General features: G+C 71.8%; 19 protein-coding genes and 1 pseudogene. 12 read left to right on the plus strand and 8 right to left on the minus strand.

The genetic code is table 11. The annotated features are described in order from the left end of the window. Nucleotides 1-8: 8 nt before the first annotated feature. Nucleotides 9-980: a heavy metal transporter gene (locus ACFU95_RS02810; RefSeq protein WP_383820765.1), complete on the minus strand. Its 972-nt coding sequence runs from the start codon at nucleotides 978-980 to the stop codon at nucleotides 9-11. Between the two features lie 84 nt (nucleotides 981-1,064). Between ACFU95_RS02810 and dapE the strand changes: the two genes are divergently transcribed. Both dapE and ACFU95_RS02820 read left to right on the plus strand, forming a co-directional pair. Further along, nucleotides 1,065-2,144, plus strand: a complete 1,080-nt coding sequence (dapE, locus tag ACFU95_RS02815) for a succinyl-diaminopimelate desuccinylase (protein WP_383820767.1) — start codon at nucleotides 1,065-1,067, stop codon at nucleotides 2,142-2,144. Nucleotides 2,145-2,275: 131 nt separating this feature from the next. Then, the gene (locus ACFU95_RS02820; protein ID WP_383820770.1) at nucleotides 2,276-3,034 is read left to right on the plus strand and encodes a TIGR00730 family Rossman fold protein; all 759 of its coding nucleotides are present in this window, start codon (nucleotides 2,276-2,278) and stop codon (nucleotides 3,032-3,034) included. A gap of 48 nt (nucleotides 3,035-3,082) precedes the next feature. Here the strand turns inward: ACFU95_RS02820 and folP are convergent, their stop codons facing one another. Next, the gene (folP, locus tag ACFU95_RS02825; RefSeq protein ID WP_383820772.1) at nucleotides 3,083-3,943 is read right to left on the minus strand and encodes a dihydropteroate synthase; all 861 of its coding nucleotides are present in this window, start codon (nucleotides 3,941-3,943) and stop codon (nucleotides 3,083-3,085) included. Between the two features lie 145 nt (nucleotides 3,944-4,088). Between folP and ACFU95_RS02830 the strand changes: the two genes are divergently transcribed. Both ACFU95_RS02830 and ACFU95_RS02835 read left to right on the plus strand, forming a co-directional pair. Then, nucleotides 4,089-4,439 (plus strand): DivIVA domain-containing protein, encoded by a 351-nt coding sequence (locus ACFU95_RS02830; protein WP_383821396.1) that lies wholly within the window; start codon nucleotides 4,089-4,091, stop codon nucleotides 4,437-4,439. Beyond that, a pseudogene (locus ACFU95_RS02835) lies at nucleotides 4,436-5,017 on the plus strand (DNA-3-methyladenine glycosylase I); the annotation flags it as partial. The gene ACFU95_RS02830 and the pseudogene ACFU95_RS02835, both read left to right, overlap by 4 nt. 97 nt (nucleotides 5,018-5,114) lie before the next feature. Here ACFU95_RS02835 and ACFU95_RS02840 read toward each other — a convergent pair. Further along, nucleotides 5,115-5,918 (minus strand): enoyl-CoA hydratase/isomerase family protein, encoded by an 804-nt coding sequence (locus ACFU95_RS02840; protein WP_383820775.1) that lies wholly within the window; start codon nucleotides 5,916-5,918, stop codon nucleotides 5,115-5,117. A gap of 65 nt (nucleotides 5,919-5,983) precedes the next feature. Here ACFU95_RS02840 and ACFU95_RS02845 point away from each other — a divergent pair, with 65 nt between their 5' ends. Together ACFU95_RS02845 and ACFU95_RS02850 are read left to right on the plus strand one after the other, a co-directional pair. Further along, entirely contained in the window at nucleotides 5,984-6,148 is a 165-nt protein-coding gene (locus ACFU95_RS02845) for a hypothetical protein (protein WP_383820777.1), read from the plus strand. Between the two features lie 147 nt (nucleotides 6,149-6,295). Beyond that, nucleotides 6,296-6,463 carry a DUF3117 domain-containing protein gene (locus ACFU95_RS02850; protein ID WP_003966491.1) on the plus strand — a complete coding sequence of 56 codons (168 nt, stop codon included), beginning with the start codon at nucleotides 6,296-6,298 and terminating at the stop codon, nucleotides 6,461-6,463. Between the two features lie 126 nt (nucleotides 6,464-6,589). Here ACFU95_RS02850 and ACFU95_RS02855 read toward each other — a convergent pair whose 3' ends face one another. Then, nucleotides 6,590-7,222: an O-methyltransferase gene (locus ACFU95_RS02855; RefSeq protein WP_217214855.1), complete on the minus strand. Its 633-nt coding sequence runs from the start codon at nucleotides 7,220-7,222 to the stop codon at nucleotides 6,590-6,592. Nucleotides 7,223-7,523: 301 nt separating this feature from the next. Between ACFU95_RS02855 and sigE the strand changes: the two genes are divergently transcribed. The 5 genes from sigE (at nucleotide 7,524) to ACFU95_RS02880 (ending at nucleotide 13,255) form a co-directional block, all read left to right on the plus strand. After that, complete coding sequence (gene sigE / locus ACFU95_RS02860; protein WP_079055891.1) at nucleotides 7,524-8,222, plus strand: RNA polymerase sigma factor SigE; 699 nt, start codon at nucleotides 7,524-7,526, stop codon at nucleotides 8,220-8,222. Further along, the gene (locus ACFU95_RS02865; protein WP_383820779.1) at nucleotides 8,219-9,187 is read left to right on the plus strand and encodes a zf-HC2 domain-containing protein; all 969 of its coding nucleotides are present in this window, start codon (nucleotides 8,219-8,221) and stop codon (nucleotides 9,185-9,187) included. Before sigE ends, ACFU95_RS02865 begins: the two co-directional genes overlap by 4 nt. 304 nt (nucleotides 9,188-9,491) lie before the next feature. After that, nucleotides 9,492-11,690 (plus strand): trypsin-like peptidase domain-containing protein, encoded by a 2,199-nt coding sequence (locus tag ACFU95_RS02870; protein WP_383820781.1) that lies wholly within the window; start codon nucleotides 9,492-9,494, stop codon nucleotides 11,688-11,690. A gap of 218 nt (nucleotides 11,691-11,908) precedes the next feature. After that, entirely contained in the window at nucleotides 11,909-12,358 is a 450-nt protein-coding gene (locus ACFU95_RS02875) for a sec-independent translocase (RefSeq protein ID WP_383820784.1), read from the plus strand. 228 nt (nucleotides 12,359-12,586) lie between these two features. Next, nucleotides 12,587-13,255, plus strand: a complete 669-nt coding sequence (locus ACFU95_RS02880) for a hypothetical protein (protein ID WP_383820786.1) — start codon at nucleotides 12,587-12,589, stop codon at nucleotides 13,253-13,255. 118 nt (nucleotides 13,256-13,373) lie between these two features. Here the strand turns inward: ACFU95_RS02880 and ACFU95_RS02885 are convergent, their stop codons facing one another. From ACFU95_RS02885 to ACFU95_RS02895, 3 genes are read right to left on the minus strand one after another with little or no spacing between them, the layout of a single operon-like run. Beyond that, nucleotides 13,374-14,507 carry an Mrp/NBP35 family ATP-binding protein gene (locus ACFU95_RS02885; protein ID WP_383820789.1) on the minus strand — a complete coding sequence of 378 codons (1,134 nt, stop codon included), beginning with the start codon at nucleotides 14,505-14,507 and terminating at the stop codon, nucleotides 13,374-13,376. A gap of 43 nt (nucleotides 14,508-14,550) precedes the next feature. Then, a complete protein-coding gene (locus ACFU95_RS02890; protein ID WP_383820790.1) occupies nucleotides 14,551-15,162 on the minus strand; it encodes a DUF1003 domain-containing protein in 612 nt (203 codons plus the stop codon). Next, nucleotides 15,152-16,447 (minus strand): magnesium transporter MgtE N-terminal domain-containing protein, encoded by a 1,296-nt coding sequence (locus ACFU95_RS02895; protein ID WP_383820792.1) that lies wholly within the window; start codon nucleotides 16,445-16,447, stop codon nucleotides 15,152-15,154. Before ACFU95_RS02895 ends, ACFU95_RS02890 begins: the two co-directional genes overlap by 11 nt. 221 nt (nucleotides 16,448-16,668) lie before the next feature. Here ACFU95_RS02895 and ACFU95_RS02900 point away from each other — a divergent pair, with 221 nt between their 5' ends. Beyond that, the gene (locus tag ACFU95_RS02900) at nucleotides 16,669-17,415 is read left to right on the plus strand and encodes a hypothetical protein (RefSeq protein ID WP_383820795.1); all 747 of its coding nucleotides are present in this window, start codon (nucleotides 16,669-16,671) and stop codon (nucleotides 17,413-17,415) included. A 4-nt stretch (nucleotides 17,416-17,419) separates the two neighbouring features. On the opposite strand, the gene ACFU95_RS02905 is transcribed toward ACFU95_RS02900, so the two are convergent. Continuing rightward, a complete protein-coding gene (locus tag ACFU95_RS02905; RefSeq protein ID WP_383820798.1) occupies nucleotides 17,420-17,932 on the minus strand; it encodes a hypothetical protein in 513 nt (170 codons plus the stop codon). Nucleotides 17,933-17,937: the final 5 nt, after the last annotated feature.

Genomic DNA, 17,937 nt, shown 5'->3' on the forward strand with positions numbered 1-17,937 from the left:
CTGGCGTCCTAGTGGGTCGTCACGATCCGGACCGACCCCAGAGCGCTCTCCGCCCCCGCGGCACCCGACGCCGTGACCGTCCGCCACCGGCTGTCGGTGTTCCCGGCGGTCCACTCCCGCCCCGCGAACGACACCCGCTTGATGTGCAGGTCGGAGGCGTTGGCCACGGCCCAGTGGGCCAGCTGCCAGCCGCGCTCGCGGACACCGCGCCCGCCGGAGGCGCCGGTCACCGGCAGCAGGACGGTCCGCCCGTCGCGCTCGATCACGGAAGGAGCGGGCGTGGGCGTGGCCTTCCGGGCGCCCACCTCGGCCCCGGCCGACTGAAGCGCGTCCTGCCCGAAGTCCCGTACGAGCGCGGCCCGTACGGCGTCCGGACCCGAGGCGCGCGCGGTGGTCGCCGGGCGCCCCTCGCAGGTCAGCGTGGCCGCCGAGCGCCCGGTGAGGGCGGCGGCCAGCAGCGTCGCGTCCGGCTCGTGCTTGGCGTACGCCTCCGGATAGCCGCTGCGCTGCACGCGCTGCGCGGCGACGGTGAGCGGGAGCTGCGCATAGCCGCGGACCTTGACCAGGTGCTCGTAGAAGATGCCGGCCGAGTAGATCGGGTCCTGGATCTGCTTCTCGGTGCCCCAGCCCTGCGAGGGCCGCTGCTGGAACAGGCCCAGCGAGTCGCGGTCGCCGTGGGTGATGTTGCGCAGCGCCGACTCCTGGAGCGCGGTGGCGAGCGCGATCGTCACGGCCCGCTCGGGCAGACCGCGCCCGGTGCCGACGGCGGCGATGGTCGCCGCGTTCACCGCCTGCTCCGGCGTGAACTCGTACCGCGTCCCGTCGCCCTTGTCCGAGACGACCTCGCAGCCCGGCGTGCCGGTGCCGCCGGTGACGTACTGCACCGCGAGATACCCCGCGACGGCGAGCAGGACCATGAAGGCCGCCCCGCGACGGAAGATGCGGCCACGGCGTTTGGAGGAGGGTGACGGCTCTGGCACGCCTACAAGGTAGCCGAGGTTACTGAGCGGTATGGGCCCAGTGGGAAAAGTGGGCCCACCGCCAGGCGCGTTAGGGTCGCATCCATGGCCGACACCTCCCTTGACCTCACGCTGGACGCCGCGAAGCTCACCGCGCAGCTCGTCGACTTCCCCTCCGTCAGCGGTACCGAGCAGCCTCTCGCGGACGCGATCGAGACCGCCCTGCGCGCCCTGCCGCATCTGACGGTCGACCGGTACGGCAACAACGTCGTGGCCCGTACGAACCTGGGGCGCCCGGAGCGGGTGATCCTCGCCGGCCACATCGACACGGTGCCGATCGCGGACAACGTCCCGTCGAGGCTGGACGAGGACGGCGTCCTGTGGGGCTGCGGCACCTGCGACATGAAGTCGGGCGTCGCGGTCCAGCTGCGCATCGCCGCCACGGTCCCGGCCCCCAACCGCGACCTGACCTTCGTGTTCTACGACAACGAGGAGGTGACCGCGGACCTCAACGGCCTCAAGCACATCTCCGAGGCCCGCCCCGAGTGGCTGGAGGGCGACTTCGCGGTGCTCCTGGAGCCGTCGGACGGCGAGGTCGAGGGCGGCTGCCAGGGCACGCTCCGGGTGCTCCTGAGGACCAAGGGCGAGCGCGCCCACTCCGCGCGCGGCTGGATGGGCTCGAACGCGATCCACGCCGCGGCCCCGATCCTGGCGCGCCTCGCCTCGTACGAACCGCGCTACCCGGTGATCGACGGCCTGGAGTACCGCGAGGGCCTGAACGCGGTCGGCATCAAGGGCGGTGTGGCCGGCAACGTCATCCCCGACGAGTGCGTGGTGACCGTCAACTTCCGCTACGCGCCGGACCGCACCGAGGAGGAGGCCATCGCGCACGTCCACGAGGTCTTCGCCGACTGCGGGGTCGAGGAGTTCGTGGTGGACGACCACAGTGGCGGCGCGCTGCCGGGCCTGTCCCACCCGGCGGCCGCGGCGTTCATGGCGGCGGTCGGGGGCACCGCGCGCCCCAAGTACGGCTGGACGGACGTCTCCCGCTTCTCGTCCCTGGGCATCCCCGCGGTCAACTACGGCCCCGGCAACCCGCACTTGGCGCACAAGCGGGACGAGCGTGTCGAGACGGCGAAGATCCTCGCGGGCGAGGAGCGGCTGCGGGCGTGGCTCACGGCGTAGCCGCGCGGGCGGGGGCGGGCGGGACACCGCTTCACGGCGGTCATGCTCACGTCCCCCGTCCGTAACCCGCGTGGATCTACGCTGAGGTGGAACGACCTGCACTCGCAGGCCCCGCAGCGGAGGGAGCGCACATGGCTACCGGTAACCCCGAGGGGAAGAAGCAGCCACCGTCGGAGCAGCGTCTGGGACCGGTTCTGCGGAGGCGGGACCAGGTGACGGCGAGTACGACCGACCAGCGACTGCTGGACGCGGGCGGGCCCTCGGACTGGGTGCACACCGATCCCTGGCGGGTCCTGCGCATCCAGTCGGAGTTCATCGAGGGCTTCGGTACCCTCGCCGAACTCCCGGCGGCGATCAGCGTATTCGGTTCGGCCCGCACACCGGTCGACTCTCCCGAGTACGACGCCGGAGTCCGCCTCGGCCGCGGCCTGGTCGAGGCCGGCTTCGCGGTGATCACCGGCGGTGGCCCCGGTGCCATGGAAGCGGCGAACAAGGGCGCCTGCGAGGCGGGCGGCGTCTCGGTCGGCCTCGGCATCGAGCTGCCGTTCGAGCAGGGCCTCAACCCCTACGTCGACATCGGCCTGAACTTCCGGTACTTCTTCGTCCGCAAGATGATGTTCGTCAAGTACGCCCAGGGCTTCGTGGTCCTCCCCGGCGGCCTCGGCACCCTCGACGAACTCTTCGAGGCCCTCACCCTCGTCCAGACCCAGAAGGTCACCCGCTTCCCGATCGTCCTCTTCGGCAGCGAGTACTGGGGCGGCCTGGTCGACTGGCTCAAGAACACCCTGATCGCCCAGGGCAAGGCCTCCGAGAAGGACCTACTCCTCTTCCACGTCACGGACGAGGTGGAGGAGGCGGTGGCGTTGGTGTCGAAGGAGGCGGGGCGCTAGCGCCCTCAAGGGACGGGACGGGCAGGGGCGGCGCGGGCGGGGAGACGCCTACGCCAGCCCCCGCCGCGCCACCGCCGGAGCCCGACGCCCCGCGATCGACGCCACCATCTCCAGCACCTGCCGCGTCTCCGCCACCTCGTGCACCCGGTACACCTGCGCCCCCAGCCACGCCGACACCGCGGTCGTGGCCAGCGTCCCCACCACCCGCTCCTTGACGGGCCTGTCCAGCGTCTCCCCGACGAAGTCCTTGTTGGACAGCGACACCAGCACCGGCCACCCCGTCGACACCATCTCGTCCAACCGCCGCGTCGCCTCAAGGCTGTGCCGCGTGTTCTTCCCGAAGTCGTGCCCGGGATCGATCAGGATCGCCTCCCGTGGCACCCCCAGCTCCAGCGCGCGCTCCGCCAGCCCCACGGTCACCCGCAGAATGTCGGCCATGACGTCGTCGTACGTCACCCGGTGCGGCCGGGTCCGAGGCTCCGCGCCCCCGGCATGCGTACAGACCAACCCCACGCCGTACCGCGCGGCGACCTCCGCGAGTCCGGGATCCACCCCGCCCCAGGCGTCGTTCAGCAGATCCGCCCCCGCCTCGCACACCGCCGCGCCGACCTCGGCCCGCCAGGTGTCCACGCTGATCACGACCTCCGGGAAGCGCCGCCGCACCTCGGCCACGAACCCGACCGTGCGCCGCGCCTCCTCCTCGGCGGACACCTCTTCTCCCGGACCGGCCTTCACCCCGCCGATGTCGATGATGGCCGCGCCCTCCGCCACCGCCTGCTCCACGCGCGCGAGGGCCGGCTCGTCCCGGAACGTCGCCCCTTGGTCGTAGAAGGAGTCCGGGGTCCGGTTCACGATCGCCATGATCACCGGCTCGTGCGTGTCGAACTCACGCCTGCCCAGCCTGAGCATCCCCTGTGACCTCTCCCTGTATGTCCTGGCACGTCCTGGCCTTTCAGCCGCCTGCGACCCTAACTGTCAGAGTCGCATGGCACGATCGGACCCTGACAGATTCGACCGCTCGCATTCATCGACCGTGGGGGCCACCGCGATGGTTATGTTCTTGTTCCTGGTCGTCGCGCTGGCCGTCGTGGTCGCCGCGGTGACCCTCGCCGTGGTGGGCGGTGGCGAGGGCGACGGGCCGCTGCCGGAGGCCGCGCCCGAGCGCCTCCAGGACCTGCTGCCGCTGGACCGCCCGGTCGACCGCACGGACATCGACAGCCTCCGCTTCCCGCTGGCCGCCCGCGGCTACCGCATGTCCGACGTCGATGACGCCCTCAGCCGCCTCGGCGCCGAACTCGCCGAGCGCGACGCCCGTATCGCCGACCTGGAGTCCGCGCTGGCCGGGGCGCAGACCTCCGGCGGCCATGTGTCGATGGACAAACCCGCCCAGGAGGACCAGCAGTGAGCGACGGCATGGCCCTCGCCGGACCGGACGGCGCCCTGCGCTGCCCGTGGGCCCTGTCCACCCCGGACTACGTCACGTACCACGACGAGGAGTGGGGCCGCCCGGTCCACGGCGACGACGCCCTGTTCGAACGCCTCAGCCTGGAGGCCTTCCAGTCGGGCCTGTCCTGGATCACGATCCTGCGCCGCCGCGAGGGCTTCCGCGCCGCCTTCGCGGCCTTCGAGATCGCCGAGGTCGCGACCTTCACGGACACCGACAGGGACCGCCTGCTCGCGGACGCGGGCATCATCCGCAACCGGGCGAAGATCGACGCGACGCTCGCGAACGCCCGCGCGCTGGCCGACTGGACGCCGGGCGACCTGGACGCACTGATCTGGTCCCACGCCCCTGATCCGGCCACCCGCCCGGTGCCGAAGACCCTGGCCGACGTCCCCGCGGTCACCCCGGAGTCGACGGCCCTGTCCAAGGCCCTGAAGAAGAGGGGCTTGCGCTTCGTGGGCCCGACGACGGCATACGCCCTGATGCAGGCGTGCGGCCTGGTCGACGATCACCTGGAGACCTGCGTGGCGCGAGGCGCCCTTCAGGGGCGGGGGCTGTGCCGAGACGCGGCTCCGCCGCGGGGGCGCGCTGAACCACGACGAACCCGCGGCCCCCGACGGCGAAGTAGTCCCGAGCTCAGCGGCCCAGATACTTCGGCTTCTCCTTGCTGACGAATGCCTGCACGGCGATCGCGTGATCCTCGGACGAGCCGGCCCGCGTCTGCAGCTCGTCCTCCTTCTCCAGCGTCTCCTCGAGCGAGTGCGACAGCCCGAACGCCATCGCCTCCTTGATCGCCCCGTACGCCACCGTCGGCCCCTCGGCCAGCGCCCGCGCCACCTTCTCGGCCTCCTCGCGCAGCTCGGCCGAGGGCACGAGACGGTTCGCGATACCGAGCTCGTACGCCTCCTGCGCCTTGATGTTCCGCGGGAAGAGCAGCAGGTCAGCGGCGCGGCCCGGGCCGATGACCCGTGGCAGCGTCCACGAGATGCCGGAGTCGGCGGTCAGCGCGACCCCCGCGAACGAGGTGTTGAAGGCGGCGGTGTCGGCCACCACCCGATAGTCCGCGGCCAGCGCGAACCCGAAGCCCGCCCCGGCGGCGACGCCGTTCACGCCGGCCACCACGGGCTTGCGCATCCCGGCCAGCGCCCGCGTGATCGGGTTGTAGTGCTCGCGCACCGTGCTCATCGTCTTCCGCGACCCCGTCTCCCGGTCGGAGATCAGCAGCCCGATGTGCTCCTTCAGGTCCTGCCCCACGCAGAACGCCCGCTCCCCGGCCGCGGTCAGCAGCACGGCCCGTACGGCGTCGTCGTCCGCCGCGGCTCGGACCGCGTCCCGCAGGGCGACCTTGGTCTCGACGTTCAGCGCGTTCATCGCCTCGGGGCGGTTCAGCGTGATCGTCGCGAGTCCGTCACTCACCTCGTAGAGCACGGTGTCGGCCATGGCGTATCCCCTCCGGTGTCGTGGCACGGGGCTACTCGTCGGTAAGCCCCTGTCTGAAGGACAGCATGGCGGAGATCATCGACCACGGGTCTGACCGGACGTGTGACCTGCGTCAAAGAATTACAGTCCGCTTCCGTTCGGCGGAAGCGAGTGCGGCGGCGCAGTATCGCAGCCACATCGCCGAATTGAGTGGTTTTGCTCGCGCGCGTTGCCCAAGCGATGCCGACTGATGTTGGTCATCGGGTCCTGAGATGCGGGATAATGGCCTGGAAGCAATGTGTTCGATGCCGGTGTCGCGTGTCTCATGCCAGACACACGTGCCCTCCCATGGGGCCGTCGGCTTTGACGATGAGCTGGTTTCAGGAAGGGGAACGAGCATGGCGGCCATGAAGCCGCGGACGGGCGATGGCCCGCTCGAGGTGACCAAGGAGGGGCGGGGCATCGTCATGCGCGTTCCGCTCGAAGGCGGCGGTCGGCTCGTCGTCGAGCTGACCCCTGACGAGGCCGACGCGCTCGGCGATGCCCTCAAGAAGGTCGTCGGCTGACGCGGCAGCGACCATACCCTTTCGGTGGCCCCGGCATCCCAGGTGGTGCCGGGGTCGCTGTTTCTCCGGTGTGCGGGTGGCGTACGGAGGGTCGTGCGTGGCGTACGGTCGGCAGGATGTCGGCGTCTACCGCTTGACCGCGCACAGCAGACCGTCACCGACCGGCAGCAACGACGGCACCAGTTCCTGGCTCTCGCGCACCGCGCGCAGCAGTTCCCGGATCCGTATGACCTCGGTGGGCTGGGGACCCGAGTCCACCGTGCGACCGTTGGCGAAGACGCCCTCGAACACGACGAGGCCACCAGGCCGCAGCAGGCGCAACGATTCAGCGAGATAGTCGAGGAATTCGAGCCGGTCGCCGTCACAGAAGACGAGGTCGTAGCCGGCATCCGCGAGGCGGGGCAGCACGTCGAGGGCGCGGCCCGGGATGAAGCGGGCGCGGTTGCTGGCGAAGCCGGAGGCACGGAAGGCCTGGCGGGCGAACTGCTGGTGTTCGGGTTCGGGGTCGACCGTGGTCAGGACGCCGTCGGGGCGCATGCCGTGCAGGAGGTGGATGCCGGAGACGCCGGTGCCGGTACCGATCTCCGCCACCGCCTTCGCGTCCACCGAGGCGGCCAGCAAACGCAGCGCGGCGCCCGTGCCGGGCGAGACCGAGCGCAGTCCCGCCTCACGGGCCCGGTCGCGGGCCCAGCGCAGGACGTCGTCCTCGGCGACGTAGGCGTCGGCGAACGCCCAGCTCGTCTGCCGGTTGCCGGTAATGACCCTCTCCTGTCCCCGTGGTTGCCTGGGCGTGACTGTATCCGTTGCGGGCGGGAACCCGCAGATGGGACCGCGCGTTTAGAGGGGTGGGAAGACGAGCGGGGGGACACAGTTGGATCACGATGCCGAGCGGGGCCGCGAGCAACTGCTGACGCAGGCGCATCAGCCGTGTCAGCCCAGATCAAATTCTCGTAAAACCGCTTATCCGGAGCTAACGGGCGAGGTGGCTATGGTAGGGGCTCCGCTGGACACCACCAGAGCCGATAGGGGAGGTGCGGCTGCGCCTGTGGATCGGGGAGGAGTGCTGCGGCGCTTCCTCGGATCGGCGGGCAGGCCGAAATCCGTGAACAACACCGCTGACCACAGCCACGCCGGCGACTACGCCCAGACCGCGACCTTCTCCACCGACGCGGACGGGCAGGCGTGGACTCCGCCCACCTGGGAGGAGATCGTCAGCACGCACAGCGGCCGCGTCTACCGACTGGCGTACCGCCTCACCGGCAACCAGCACGACGCCGAGGACCTGACGCAGGAAGTCTTCGTCCGCGTCTTCCGCTCCCTGTCGACATACACGCCGGGCACGTTCGAGGGCTGGCTGCACCGCATCACCACGAACCTGTTCCTGGACATGGTCCGTCGCAAGCAGCGCATCCGTTTCGACGCGCTGGGCGATGACGCGGCCGAGCGGCTGCCCAGCAAGGAGCCCACGCCCCAGCAGGTCTTCAACGACGCGCACTTCGACGCCGACGTCCAGCAGGCCCTCGACACGCTCGCGCCCGAGTTCCGCGCCGCGGTCGTCCTGTGCGACATCGAGGGACTGTCGTACGAGGAGATCGCCGCGACGCTGGGCGTCAAGCTCGGCACCGTCCGGTCCCGCATCCACCGCGGGCGCTCGCAGCTGCGCAAGGCCCTCGCCCACCGCTCGCCGGAGGCGCGCGCCGAGCGCCGCTCCTTCGTGCCGCGTGTGGCCGCTCTGGGGGGAGGGGGCGCGACCGCGTGAGTGGCACTCGACCCAACCCCGCCGAACGGCTCCTGGCCGAGCAGCACCTTGGCGACCGACTCTCCGCCCTCGTCGACGGAGAGCTCGGTCATGAGACGCGTGAGCGCGTCCTGGCTCACCTGGCGACCTGCGCCAGGTGCAAGTCGGAGGTCGACGCCCAGCGTCGACTGAAGAACGTCTTCGCGGAGGCGGCCCCGCCGCCTCCCTCCGAGAGTTTCCTGGCCCGCCTTCAGGGCCTCCCCGGTGGAGGTGACCTGGACGGCGGCGGCTCGCCGCTGGGCGGGGGAGGACTGGGCGGACTGTCCGGACGACCGGGTACCACCGGGGCGTTCGGAGTGAGGCGGAGCGACCGCTTCGAGTTCGGATACGTCCCCGCGCGTGCGCACGCCACCACGCTCCCCGTCTCCGACAGCGGCTTCCGCACCCACCCCGTGGGCCGTCATGACGCCGATCGCTTCGCGTCCTCCCGGATGCGGTTCGCGTTCGTCGCGGCGGGCGCGGTGTCGCTGGCCGCCATCGCGCTGGGCGGCGTCACGTCGAGCGCGCCGACCGACACGGAGGCCCGCGGCGGCTCGGGATCCGGCAGCAACGTGACGCCGGCGCGGACCCAGAGCACCGGCGCCGCGACGACACCCGAGAACCAGCGCCGCCGCGCGGTCGGCCCGCTGCTCGCGCAGGGCCAGGGGACACCCGACACCCCGGTGGCCCCGACCGAGGTGTCGGCGCCGCTGCTGCCCGGGATGCCGGCCCAGCCCGCCGACCAGGACATGCACACCCTGACGGCGCCCGTGGTGGCCGGCGCGGCCGCCATGTCCCCGCTGATACGCCCGCTCAGCGAGAACCCGCCGCTCGCGCTGACCGCGTGGTCCAAGACCCCCGGGATCACGGCGTCCCCCGACCTGCTCGCCGCACCCGTCCCCGACGCGACCTCATCCCCTTCCGCCTCTGAGGCCACCGGCCCCTGACCCGACCTCTGCGCAGCGGCCCACGAACCTGATTGAATCCGGGGTGGGCCGCGTGCCGTGTCTGTCGGCCGGGCGCGGAGTCGATGCACCGCGGCCGCCGTTGACGCCGCGTGCCGGATGGGGAGGTAGCACGGGGTCGCCCGGCTTCGTTCAGGGAAGCCGAGTGCGACAGCGCAGAGTTGAGTAGGCATTCGGGCGCCGGGGCGTTCCCGGTGGCGGCCTGCCGTGAAACCAGGGACCACCTGCGTCCGCTTCCGCCGACGTCCTACTCGAGCAACGGTCAGCAGCGAGCAGGAAGCAGAGCATGAACGAGGGGAAGCCCGCGAAGGCGAAGTGGTGGAACCGGCCTCGACCGCACGGACCTTCGGGCCAGGCGGAAGGGGCCGCACCGACGCCGGACGAGTTGAGCGACACCACGCCGGACGTTTCGGACGCGCCGCCGGTCACCGCACCCGCAGGCACCGGTGAGCGGGGCCCTGGCGGTGACAGGGACGGTGACTTCGAGCTGGCGCGGCCCCGGGCCGGGGCAGTCGGCGACCAGGGCTCAACCGAGGGGGACTTCGAGCTTCGTCCGCCCGCCGCGAGCGGCGGTGTGAGCGGCGGCGCTGCCGACGCGGGTTCCGCTGACGGTGACTTCGAGCTGGCGCGGCCGGTCGGAGCGCCCGTGGCCTCCGTGCCGTCGCCGGACGACACCGCCCGGACGCCCGCAGAGCCCGGCGAGGCCCGCCCCAGGCCCCTGCACGACCCCGACCCCTACAGCACCCCGCCCTACGGCGAGCCCGGCCCCTGGGCCCCTGCTCCGCCGGTCCAGCACCCGGCGACGACGCCGGCGCACGGGACGGCCGTACCGCCGCCGCCCTCACCGACGCACGGCCTGCCCGCGGCCACGCCCGCAGCGCCCGAGCCGTCGCCAACCCCGGCCCCGGCCCCCGCCCCCGTGCCGAGCCCGGCCCCCGGCATCCCCGCGCAGGCGGCGCCCCCGGTGGTCCCGGCAGCCGAGCCGTCGGCCCGTGCCACCCCGAGCGCCACTCCCGGTCCCGCCGCCTCTCCCGGTCCCGCCCCCACCTCCGGTCCCGCCCCGGCGGCGCAGGCAGCCGTCGTCCCCGCCCAGCTCGTGCCGGCCCCCGGCATCCCCGCGCAGGCGGCGCCCCCGGTGGTCCCGACGGCCCCTGCCACCCCCAGCGCCACTCCCGACCCCGCTCCCACCCCCGGTCCCGCCCCGGCGGCGCAGGCAGCCGACGTCCCCGCTCAGGCCGTGCCGGCCCCCGCCTACGCCGACGCCCCGCCTCCCGGCAACCCCTGGCAGAACTACGACCCCTGGTCCCGCGAGGTCCACCCTGCCGGCCCCTTCCAGCAGAACGGCGCCGCGGTCGTCACCGACGAGCAGCGGCGCAAGCGGGGGAGGAAGGCCGTCCTCGTGGGCGTCCTGCTGCTCGCGCTCGTGTCCGGAGGCGTCGGCGGCGTCGTGGGGGCGTATTTCGAGCGCAACGGTGGAGTGGGGGACGTGGAGCTGCCGCAGGCCGCGGCCGAGCCCACCGGGCGGGCGCCGGACAGCGTCGCCGGGATCGCCGCCCGGGCCCTGCCGAGCGTGGTGACCCTGCATGTGAGCGGCAGCGACGAGCAGGGCACCGGGACCGGGTTCGTGCTCGACGACCGCGGTCACATCCTCACCAACAACCACGTGGTCGAACCCGCGGGCGACGAGGGCGAGATATCGGTGACCTTCCACAGCGGGGACACCGCCAAGGCCACCGTCGTCGGCCGCGACAGCGGCTACGACCTCGCCGTCGTCAGGGTCACCGACGTCAGCGGCCTCGAACCCCTGCCGCTCGGCAACTCCGACAACGTCCAGGTCGGCGACCCGGTCGTCGCCATCGGCGCCCCGTTCGACCTGGCGGGCACCGTCACCTCCGGCATCATCAGCGCCAAGGAACGGCCCATCACGGCCGGCGGCGAGAGCGGCGACGCGAGTGATGTGTCGTATGTGGACGCGTTGCAGACCGACGCGCCCATCAACCCCGGCAACTCCGGCGGCCCGCTCCTCGACGCCCAGGCCCGGGTGGTCGGCATCAACTCCGCGATCCGTTCCGCCGACAGCGGGTCCGACCTCGACGGCGGCCAGGCCGGCTCCATCGGCCTCGGCTTCGCCATCCCGGTCAACCAGGCCAAGCGCGTCGCCGAGGAACTGATCAACACCGGCCGGGCGACCCACCCGGTCATCGGCGTCACCCTCGACATGGACTACACCGGCGACGGAGCCCGCGTCGGCACCAAGAGCAGCGACGGCGGCTCCGCGGTCACCGGGGGCGGCCCCGGCGACAAGGCCGGCATCAGGCCGGGCGACGTCATCACCGAGGTCGACGGCCAGCGCGTCCACTCGGGCGAGGAACTCATCGTCCGGACCCGCGCCCACCGGCCCGGAGACCGGTTGGAACTGACCCTGGAGCGCGGCGGCAAGAAGGTAAGGATCTCGCTGACGCTCGGCTCGTCGAGCGGCGCCTGAGACTCACAGAAACATCACACCTAACGGCGCCCGCCCGCCCCGCTCATGCCCTGACAAGGCAAACAACGCGGAAAACCGCACGCCCACCCGCATTCGGAAGCCTCGGGACAGTACCGGTCGTAGCGGATCGCCGGGTACCGTGGATCCGGCCCGGACCACGGAAGACCCGCAATCGACCACTGAGGGCCGAGGACCGAGGACATCGCAAGGAGCTTCAGGTGTTCAATGACATAGGACCGCTCGAGCTGGTGACGCTCGTCGTCCTCGCCGTGCTCGTTTTCGGTCCGGACAAGCTCCCGAAGATGATTCAGGACGTCACGCGGACGATTCGCAAGATCCGCGAGTTCTCGGAGAGCGCCAAGCAGGACATCCGGTCGGAGCTCGGCCCGGAGTTCAAGGACTTCGACTTCGAGGACCTCAACCCCAAGACGTTCATCCGCAAGCAGCTGGACAACGATGAACTGGGGATCAAGGAGATCCGCAACGGCTTCGACATGAAGAAGGAAATGGCCGAGGTCGCCGACGCCGTCCACGGCCGTGACGCGGAATCCTCGTCCTCCTCTTCGTCGTCGTCCTCCGCGGGTTCCTCCGGCGCCGCCATCGACATGACGAAGAAGCCCGAGAACCCCCGCGAGGAGCGCCCGCCCTACGACGCGGACGCCACCTGAGCCGTACGGACAGGCGAGCGGGACTCCGCCCGTACGTGACCCTTCTCATACTCCGCCCGGGTCGCGCGCGGCCTGAACCCGCCCTCTGTGCGCCCCACGCGCCGGGCGGTTTCCCTGCTGCTCGGAGTGGTGTGGCTATGCTGCCGAGTTGTTGTGCGGACCGGACGAGTACGCCCGAAGGGGGGCGGGCCGGGCTGGTCCGGCGAGAACGAGGAGGCGTCCGGGCACATGGAGACGACGAGTCAGACGACTAGTCGGGCAGTCGCGCAGGAACCGGCCGTGGAGAGCGGACAGCAGGTCCCCTCCGCCCGGCGCACGGTCGACGGCTACCTGCTGGCGCCCTTCCCGTGGTACGGCCTCGACGAGGCCTTCACGGGACCGCGCTGGCTGATGCAGGTCGGCATGGCGGCCGACGGGTCCGTGGAACACGGTTCGACCGGGCACGGCGACGAGCCCTCCGTACGGAACGAGGCGACGGAGGACCGGGAGAAGTTCGCGGTGGTCGTGACCGTCGCGGCGAATCCGGACCGCAGGAGCGCCGACGGTACGGGGCTGCTGGAGGCCACGTCGGTGTCCTCGGCGGCGTGGCTCGCGGGGGTGGGACTGCTGTCCTTCACCTGGCCGGGGCAGATGGACCACTCGCTGCGCGACGACTGGCTGGAGCAGCAGACGGAGACCGCGTGGGCCCTGGCCGACGACCTGGACGGTCCGGACTGGTCGACGCTGTCCCTGCCGGTGGACGGGGTGCCCACGCCGTTCCACTACCGGGAGTCCGAGTTCGGCTGGGTGCTGGCCGGGTCGACCCAGGAGGGCGTGCACGTGGGCGCGTACGGGAGGGGCATGAGCGCGTACGGGTTGGGCTTCGCCAAGATCAAGGACATCGTGTCGTACGCATGACGAAGGGGCGCCGTGGGTTGTGCGGCGCCCCTTGGCCGTAGGGCTCTGTGGGGTCTCGCGGCTGCGGACCGTCGGAGCGGGGGTCGCTCGCGCGGTTCCCCGCGCCCCTTGGGGTGTTTCAGAACTTGTTCTTGGGCGTGATCCCCAGGGACAGGCCCGACAGGCCCCGCTGGCGGCCCCCCAGCTTCCCGGCGATCGCGCGCAGGGCCGAGCCGGCCGGGGAGTCCGGGTCGGTCAGGACCACGGGCTTGCCCTCGTCGCCGCCCTCGCGGAGGCGGACGTCGATGGGGATGTTGCCGAGGACCGGAACCGTCGCACCGGTCGTGCGCGTGAGGCCGTCGGCGACCATCTGGCCGCCGCCCGTGCCGAACACGTCGACCATCTCGTCGCAGTGCGGGCAGGGCAGGCCGGACATGTTCTCGACCACGCCGACGATCTTCTGGTGGGTCTGGACGGCGATGGAGCCCGCGCGCTCGGCGACCTCGGCCGCCGCCTGCTGCGGGGTCGTCACGACCAGGATCTCGGCGTTCGGGACCAGCTGGGCCACGGAGATCGCGATGTCGCCGGTGCCGGGCGGCAGGTCCAGGAGCAGGACGTCCAGGTCACCCCAGTACACGTCCGCCAGGAACTGCTGGAGTGCGCGGTGCAGCATCGGGCCGCGCCAGACCACCGGGGCGTTGCCCGGCGTGAACATGCCGATGGAGATGACCTTCACGCCGTTCGCGGACGGCGGCATGATCATGTTCTCGACCTGGGTCGGACGCCCGTCGGCGCCCAGCATGCGCGGCACGCTGTGGCCGTAGATGTCGGCGTCGACGACGCCCACCTTCAGGCCGTCGGCAGCCATCGCCGCGGCCAGGTTGACCGTGACCGAGGACTTGCCGACGCCGCCCTTGCCGGAGGCGACCGCGTACACACGGGTGAGCGAGCCGGGCTTGGCGAAGGGGACCTCGCGCTCGGCGGTGCCGCCGCGCAGGGCGTTCGCCAGCTCCTTGCGCTGCTCGTCGCTCATCACGTCGAGCGTGACGTCGACACGCGTGACGCCCTCGACCCGGGACACGGCGTCCGTCACGCGCTGCGTGATCGTCTCGCGCATCGGGCAGCCGGAGACCGTCAGGTACACGGTGACCGCGACCGCACCGTCCGCACCGATCTCCACCGACTTGACCATCCCCAGTTCGGTGATGGGGCGGTTGATCTCGGGGTCGTTCACCGTCGCCAGTGCTTCGCGCACCGCGTCTTCCGTAGCCATAAGGACGATGGTACGGCGCGGTAGCCATGCCCCGGTAAGGCCGTCAGCGGTCGTCTACGTCACGTCCCGGCGACCGATCTGCCGGGAATACCCCGGGCTCGCGGTGACCGTTGTGCCGTTGACCGTTGTGCCGCTGCTCCAGCTCCTTCGTCAGGTCCTGGAGCTCCGAGCGCATCCAGTCGCGGGTGGCCACCTCGCCCAGACCGATGCGCAGCGCCGCGATCTCCCTGGTCAGGTACTCGGTGTCGGCGATCGACCGCTCGTTCTGCTTGCGGTCCTGTTCGAGGTTGACCCGGTCGCGGTCGTCCTGCCGGTTCTGTGCGAGCAGGATCAGCGGGGCGGCGTACGAGGCCTGGAGCGACAGGACCAGGGTGAGGAAGATGAACGGGTACTCGTCCCAGCGCAGGTCCCTCGGTGCGGCGATGTTCCACAGCACCCACACCACGATCACGACCGTCATCCAGACGAGGAACCGTCCGGTGCCGATGAAGCGGGCGATCCGCTCCGACAGCCGTCCGAAGGCCTCCGGGTCCCACTCGGGCAGGAAGCGGCGGCGCGGCGGCCGGGGTTGGTCGAGGCGTGCGCGGGGCGCCCGGGTGGTCGCGGTGGCGCCCGATGCCACGCGCTCGCGCGTGCCCTCCCGCTCAGGAGCCATGGACCGCCACCCCCTCACCGGTGTCCTCGTCAAGGTGGAACTCGGTCTCCCGCCAGTCGTCGGGCAGCATGTGGTCCAGTACGTCGTCCACGGTCACCGCGCCCAGCAGCGACCCGGACTCGTCGACGACGGGCGCCGCGACCATGTCGTACGTCGCGAAGAACCCGGCGACGACCGGCAGCGCGGCGTCCGGCTCCAGGGCCTCCAGGGCCTCGTCCACGAGTGAGCTGACCAGGGTGTACGGCGGGTCGCGCAGCAGACGCTGGAAGTGGACCGTGCCGAGGTACTTGCCGGTGGGCGTCTCGTCGGGCGGGCGGCAGACATAGACCTGGGCGGCCAGCGCGGGGGACAGGTCGGGGTTGCGGACGCGGGCGAGGGCGTCGGCGACCGTGGCGTCGGGGCGCAGGATGATCGGCTCCGTCGTCATCAGACCGCCGGCCGTGTGCTCCTCGTACGCCATCAGGCGGCGCATGTCGGCCGCGTCGGCGGGCTGCATCAGGCTCAGCAGCCGTTCCTTGTCCTCCTCCGGGAGCTCACCGAGCAGGTCGGCCGCGTCGTCCGGGTCCATGGCCTCCAGGACGTCGGCGGCGCGCTCCTCCTTCAGCTTGCCGAGGATCTCGATCTGGTCGTCCTCAGGGAGCTCTTCGAGGACGTCGGCGAGCCGGTCGTCGTCGAGGGCGGCGGCGACCTCCGCGCGGCGCTTGGGGGAGAGGTGGTGCAGGACGTTGGCGAGGTCGGCGGGGCGCAGCTGCTCGAAGGTGGCCAGGAGGCTCTCGGCGCCCTGTCCCTTCTCCTCCAGGGAGAAGCCGGTGACGGCGGACCACTCGACGGTCAGCGACTCTCCCCTGGCCCGCCGGAAGGCCCTGCTCCGGCCGCCCTTGCGGACGAACACCTTGTCGATCTCCCAGTCCCGGCGGGCCGGCAGCTGCCCCACCGACAGATCGAGGACGGTGACCTCCTCGCCGGTCTCCACGAGGGTGACGCGCCGGTCGAGGAGCTCGCCGAAGACGAGGCGCTCGGTGGGGCGCTGCTCGAAGCGGCGGACGTTGAGCACGCCGGTGGTGATGACCTGGCCGGACTCGATGCTGGTGACGCGGGTCATGGGCAGGAAGATGCGGCGCCGGGTGGACAGCTCGACGACCAGGCCGAGCAGCCGTGGGGGGCGCCGGCCGACGCGCAGCATGACGACCAGATCGCGGACCCGGCCCACCTGGTCGCCGTTCGGGTCGAACGCGGCGACGCCGGCGAGGTGCGAGACGAAGATCCGGGGAGCGCCGGCTGCCATGGCTGAGGCTCCTTTGCATGCGGGGCGTGCAGTGTCGCTGTCGCGGCCGCGCTGGTGTGCCGCATTTCCGAATTGCCCGCTCGGGTGAGCTTCAGGCTAGCCCGTCCGGATCCGATACGCCCTGGTGAGCGGTCCGGACGAACCGGCTCCGCCCGGGGGGTGACGTGCGGGTACGCTGCCGTACGCCGCTCAGGTCCCACGACAGAAAGGCAGCCCCACCTGTGACTGCGATTCCCCAGGGTCGTACTCGCCGGGCCGCGCTGGTGACCGCCATCTGCGCCCTGGTCGTGTCGGGAACGGGACTGACGGGATGCAGTGAGGACCCGGACGAGGGCACCAACGGGGTCGGCAAGCTGCCGGTCGCCGAGATCCAGCGCAAGGCCCGTACGGCGGCGGACTCCGCCGAGGCGGTGCACCTGTCCGGGAACGTGGCGACCAGCGGGCGCACCTACAAGCTCGACATGCGGCTGAAGGCCGACGGCGCCACGGGGTCGGTCACCGCGCAGGGGGCGACGTTCCAGCTGCTTCGGATTGGCGAGCAGCTGTATCTGAAGGCCGACTCCGGTTTCTGGAGCGACGCGGGCAACGACGGCAAGGCGGACGCCGGGGCCGTGGACAAGCTGAACGGCAAGTACGTGAAGGTGCCGCAGGGCGACCCGGCGTACAAGAAGTTCAGCGGCTTCACGGACAAGGACCTGCTCCTCGACGGCCTGCTGACGCTGCACGGCAAGGTGGCGACCGACGGCCACCACGAGCAGGCGGGCGTCCGCACCATCCGTATCACCGGGGACAAGGGCTCCGGCGGCACCCTCGACGTCTCCCTGGAGGGCGACCCGTATCCCCTGCTGCTGACCCGGGCGGGCGGCGGAGGCACCCTGACCTTCTCCGACTGGGGCAAGGACTTCGCCCTGGAGAAGCCGCAGAAGGGCGACACCGTGGACTACGGCAGGCAGCTGCCGACGTCGTGACCGGCTAGCGGCGCCGCTTCTTCTTCAGCAGCAGCCGCGGAAGCCCCGCGGGGATCGGCTGACGCGTCGTCGCCGGGGACGGCAGCGGCGCCTCGGCCAGGGACCCGTCCGGCAGGACGCCCGTGACGCCGGTCGGCTCCAGCCGCAGCACCCGGCACTCACGCGCCCAGCGCCCCGGCATCGCCTCGCCGTCGGGGGCGTTGAGCCGCTTGCCCTTCAGCTCGGCGACCGTCGCCTCCCACGCCTCGGAGCCCGACGCGAGTTCGACGACCTTCGCGCCCCAGGAGACCAGCCGGCCCCCCTTGTCCTTGCTGCGTACGGTGACCTCGGCGGAGCCGCCGTCGACCAGCCCCGGCAGCGGCTGCTCGCCCGGACCGTCGCCGACGACACACGCCGCACCCTCGTGCCACGCGTGCCACAGCGTCCGGGCCGGCACACCGGGACCGTTGACCCAGATGAGGCCGGACTTCTTGGTGGCCTCCTCGACGAGGGCCTGGTCGAGCAGCTCGCTTGTCATGGCCC

The sequence above is a fragment of the Streptomyces sp. NPDC057623 genome (assembly GCF_042800355.1).
Classification (GTDB): Bacteria; Actinomycetota; Actinomycetes; order Streptomycetales; family Streptomycetaceae; genus Streptomyces.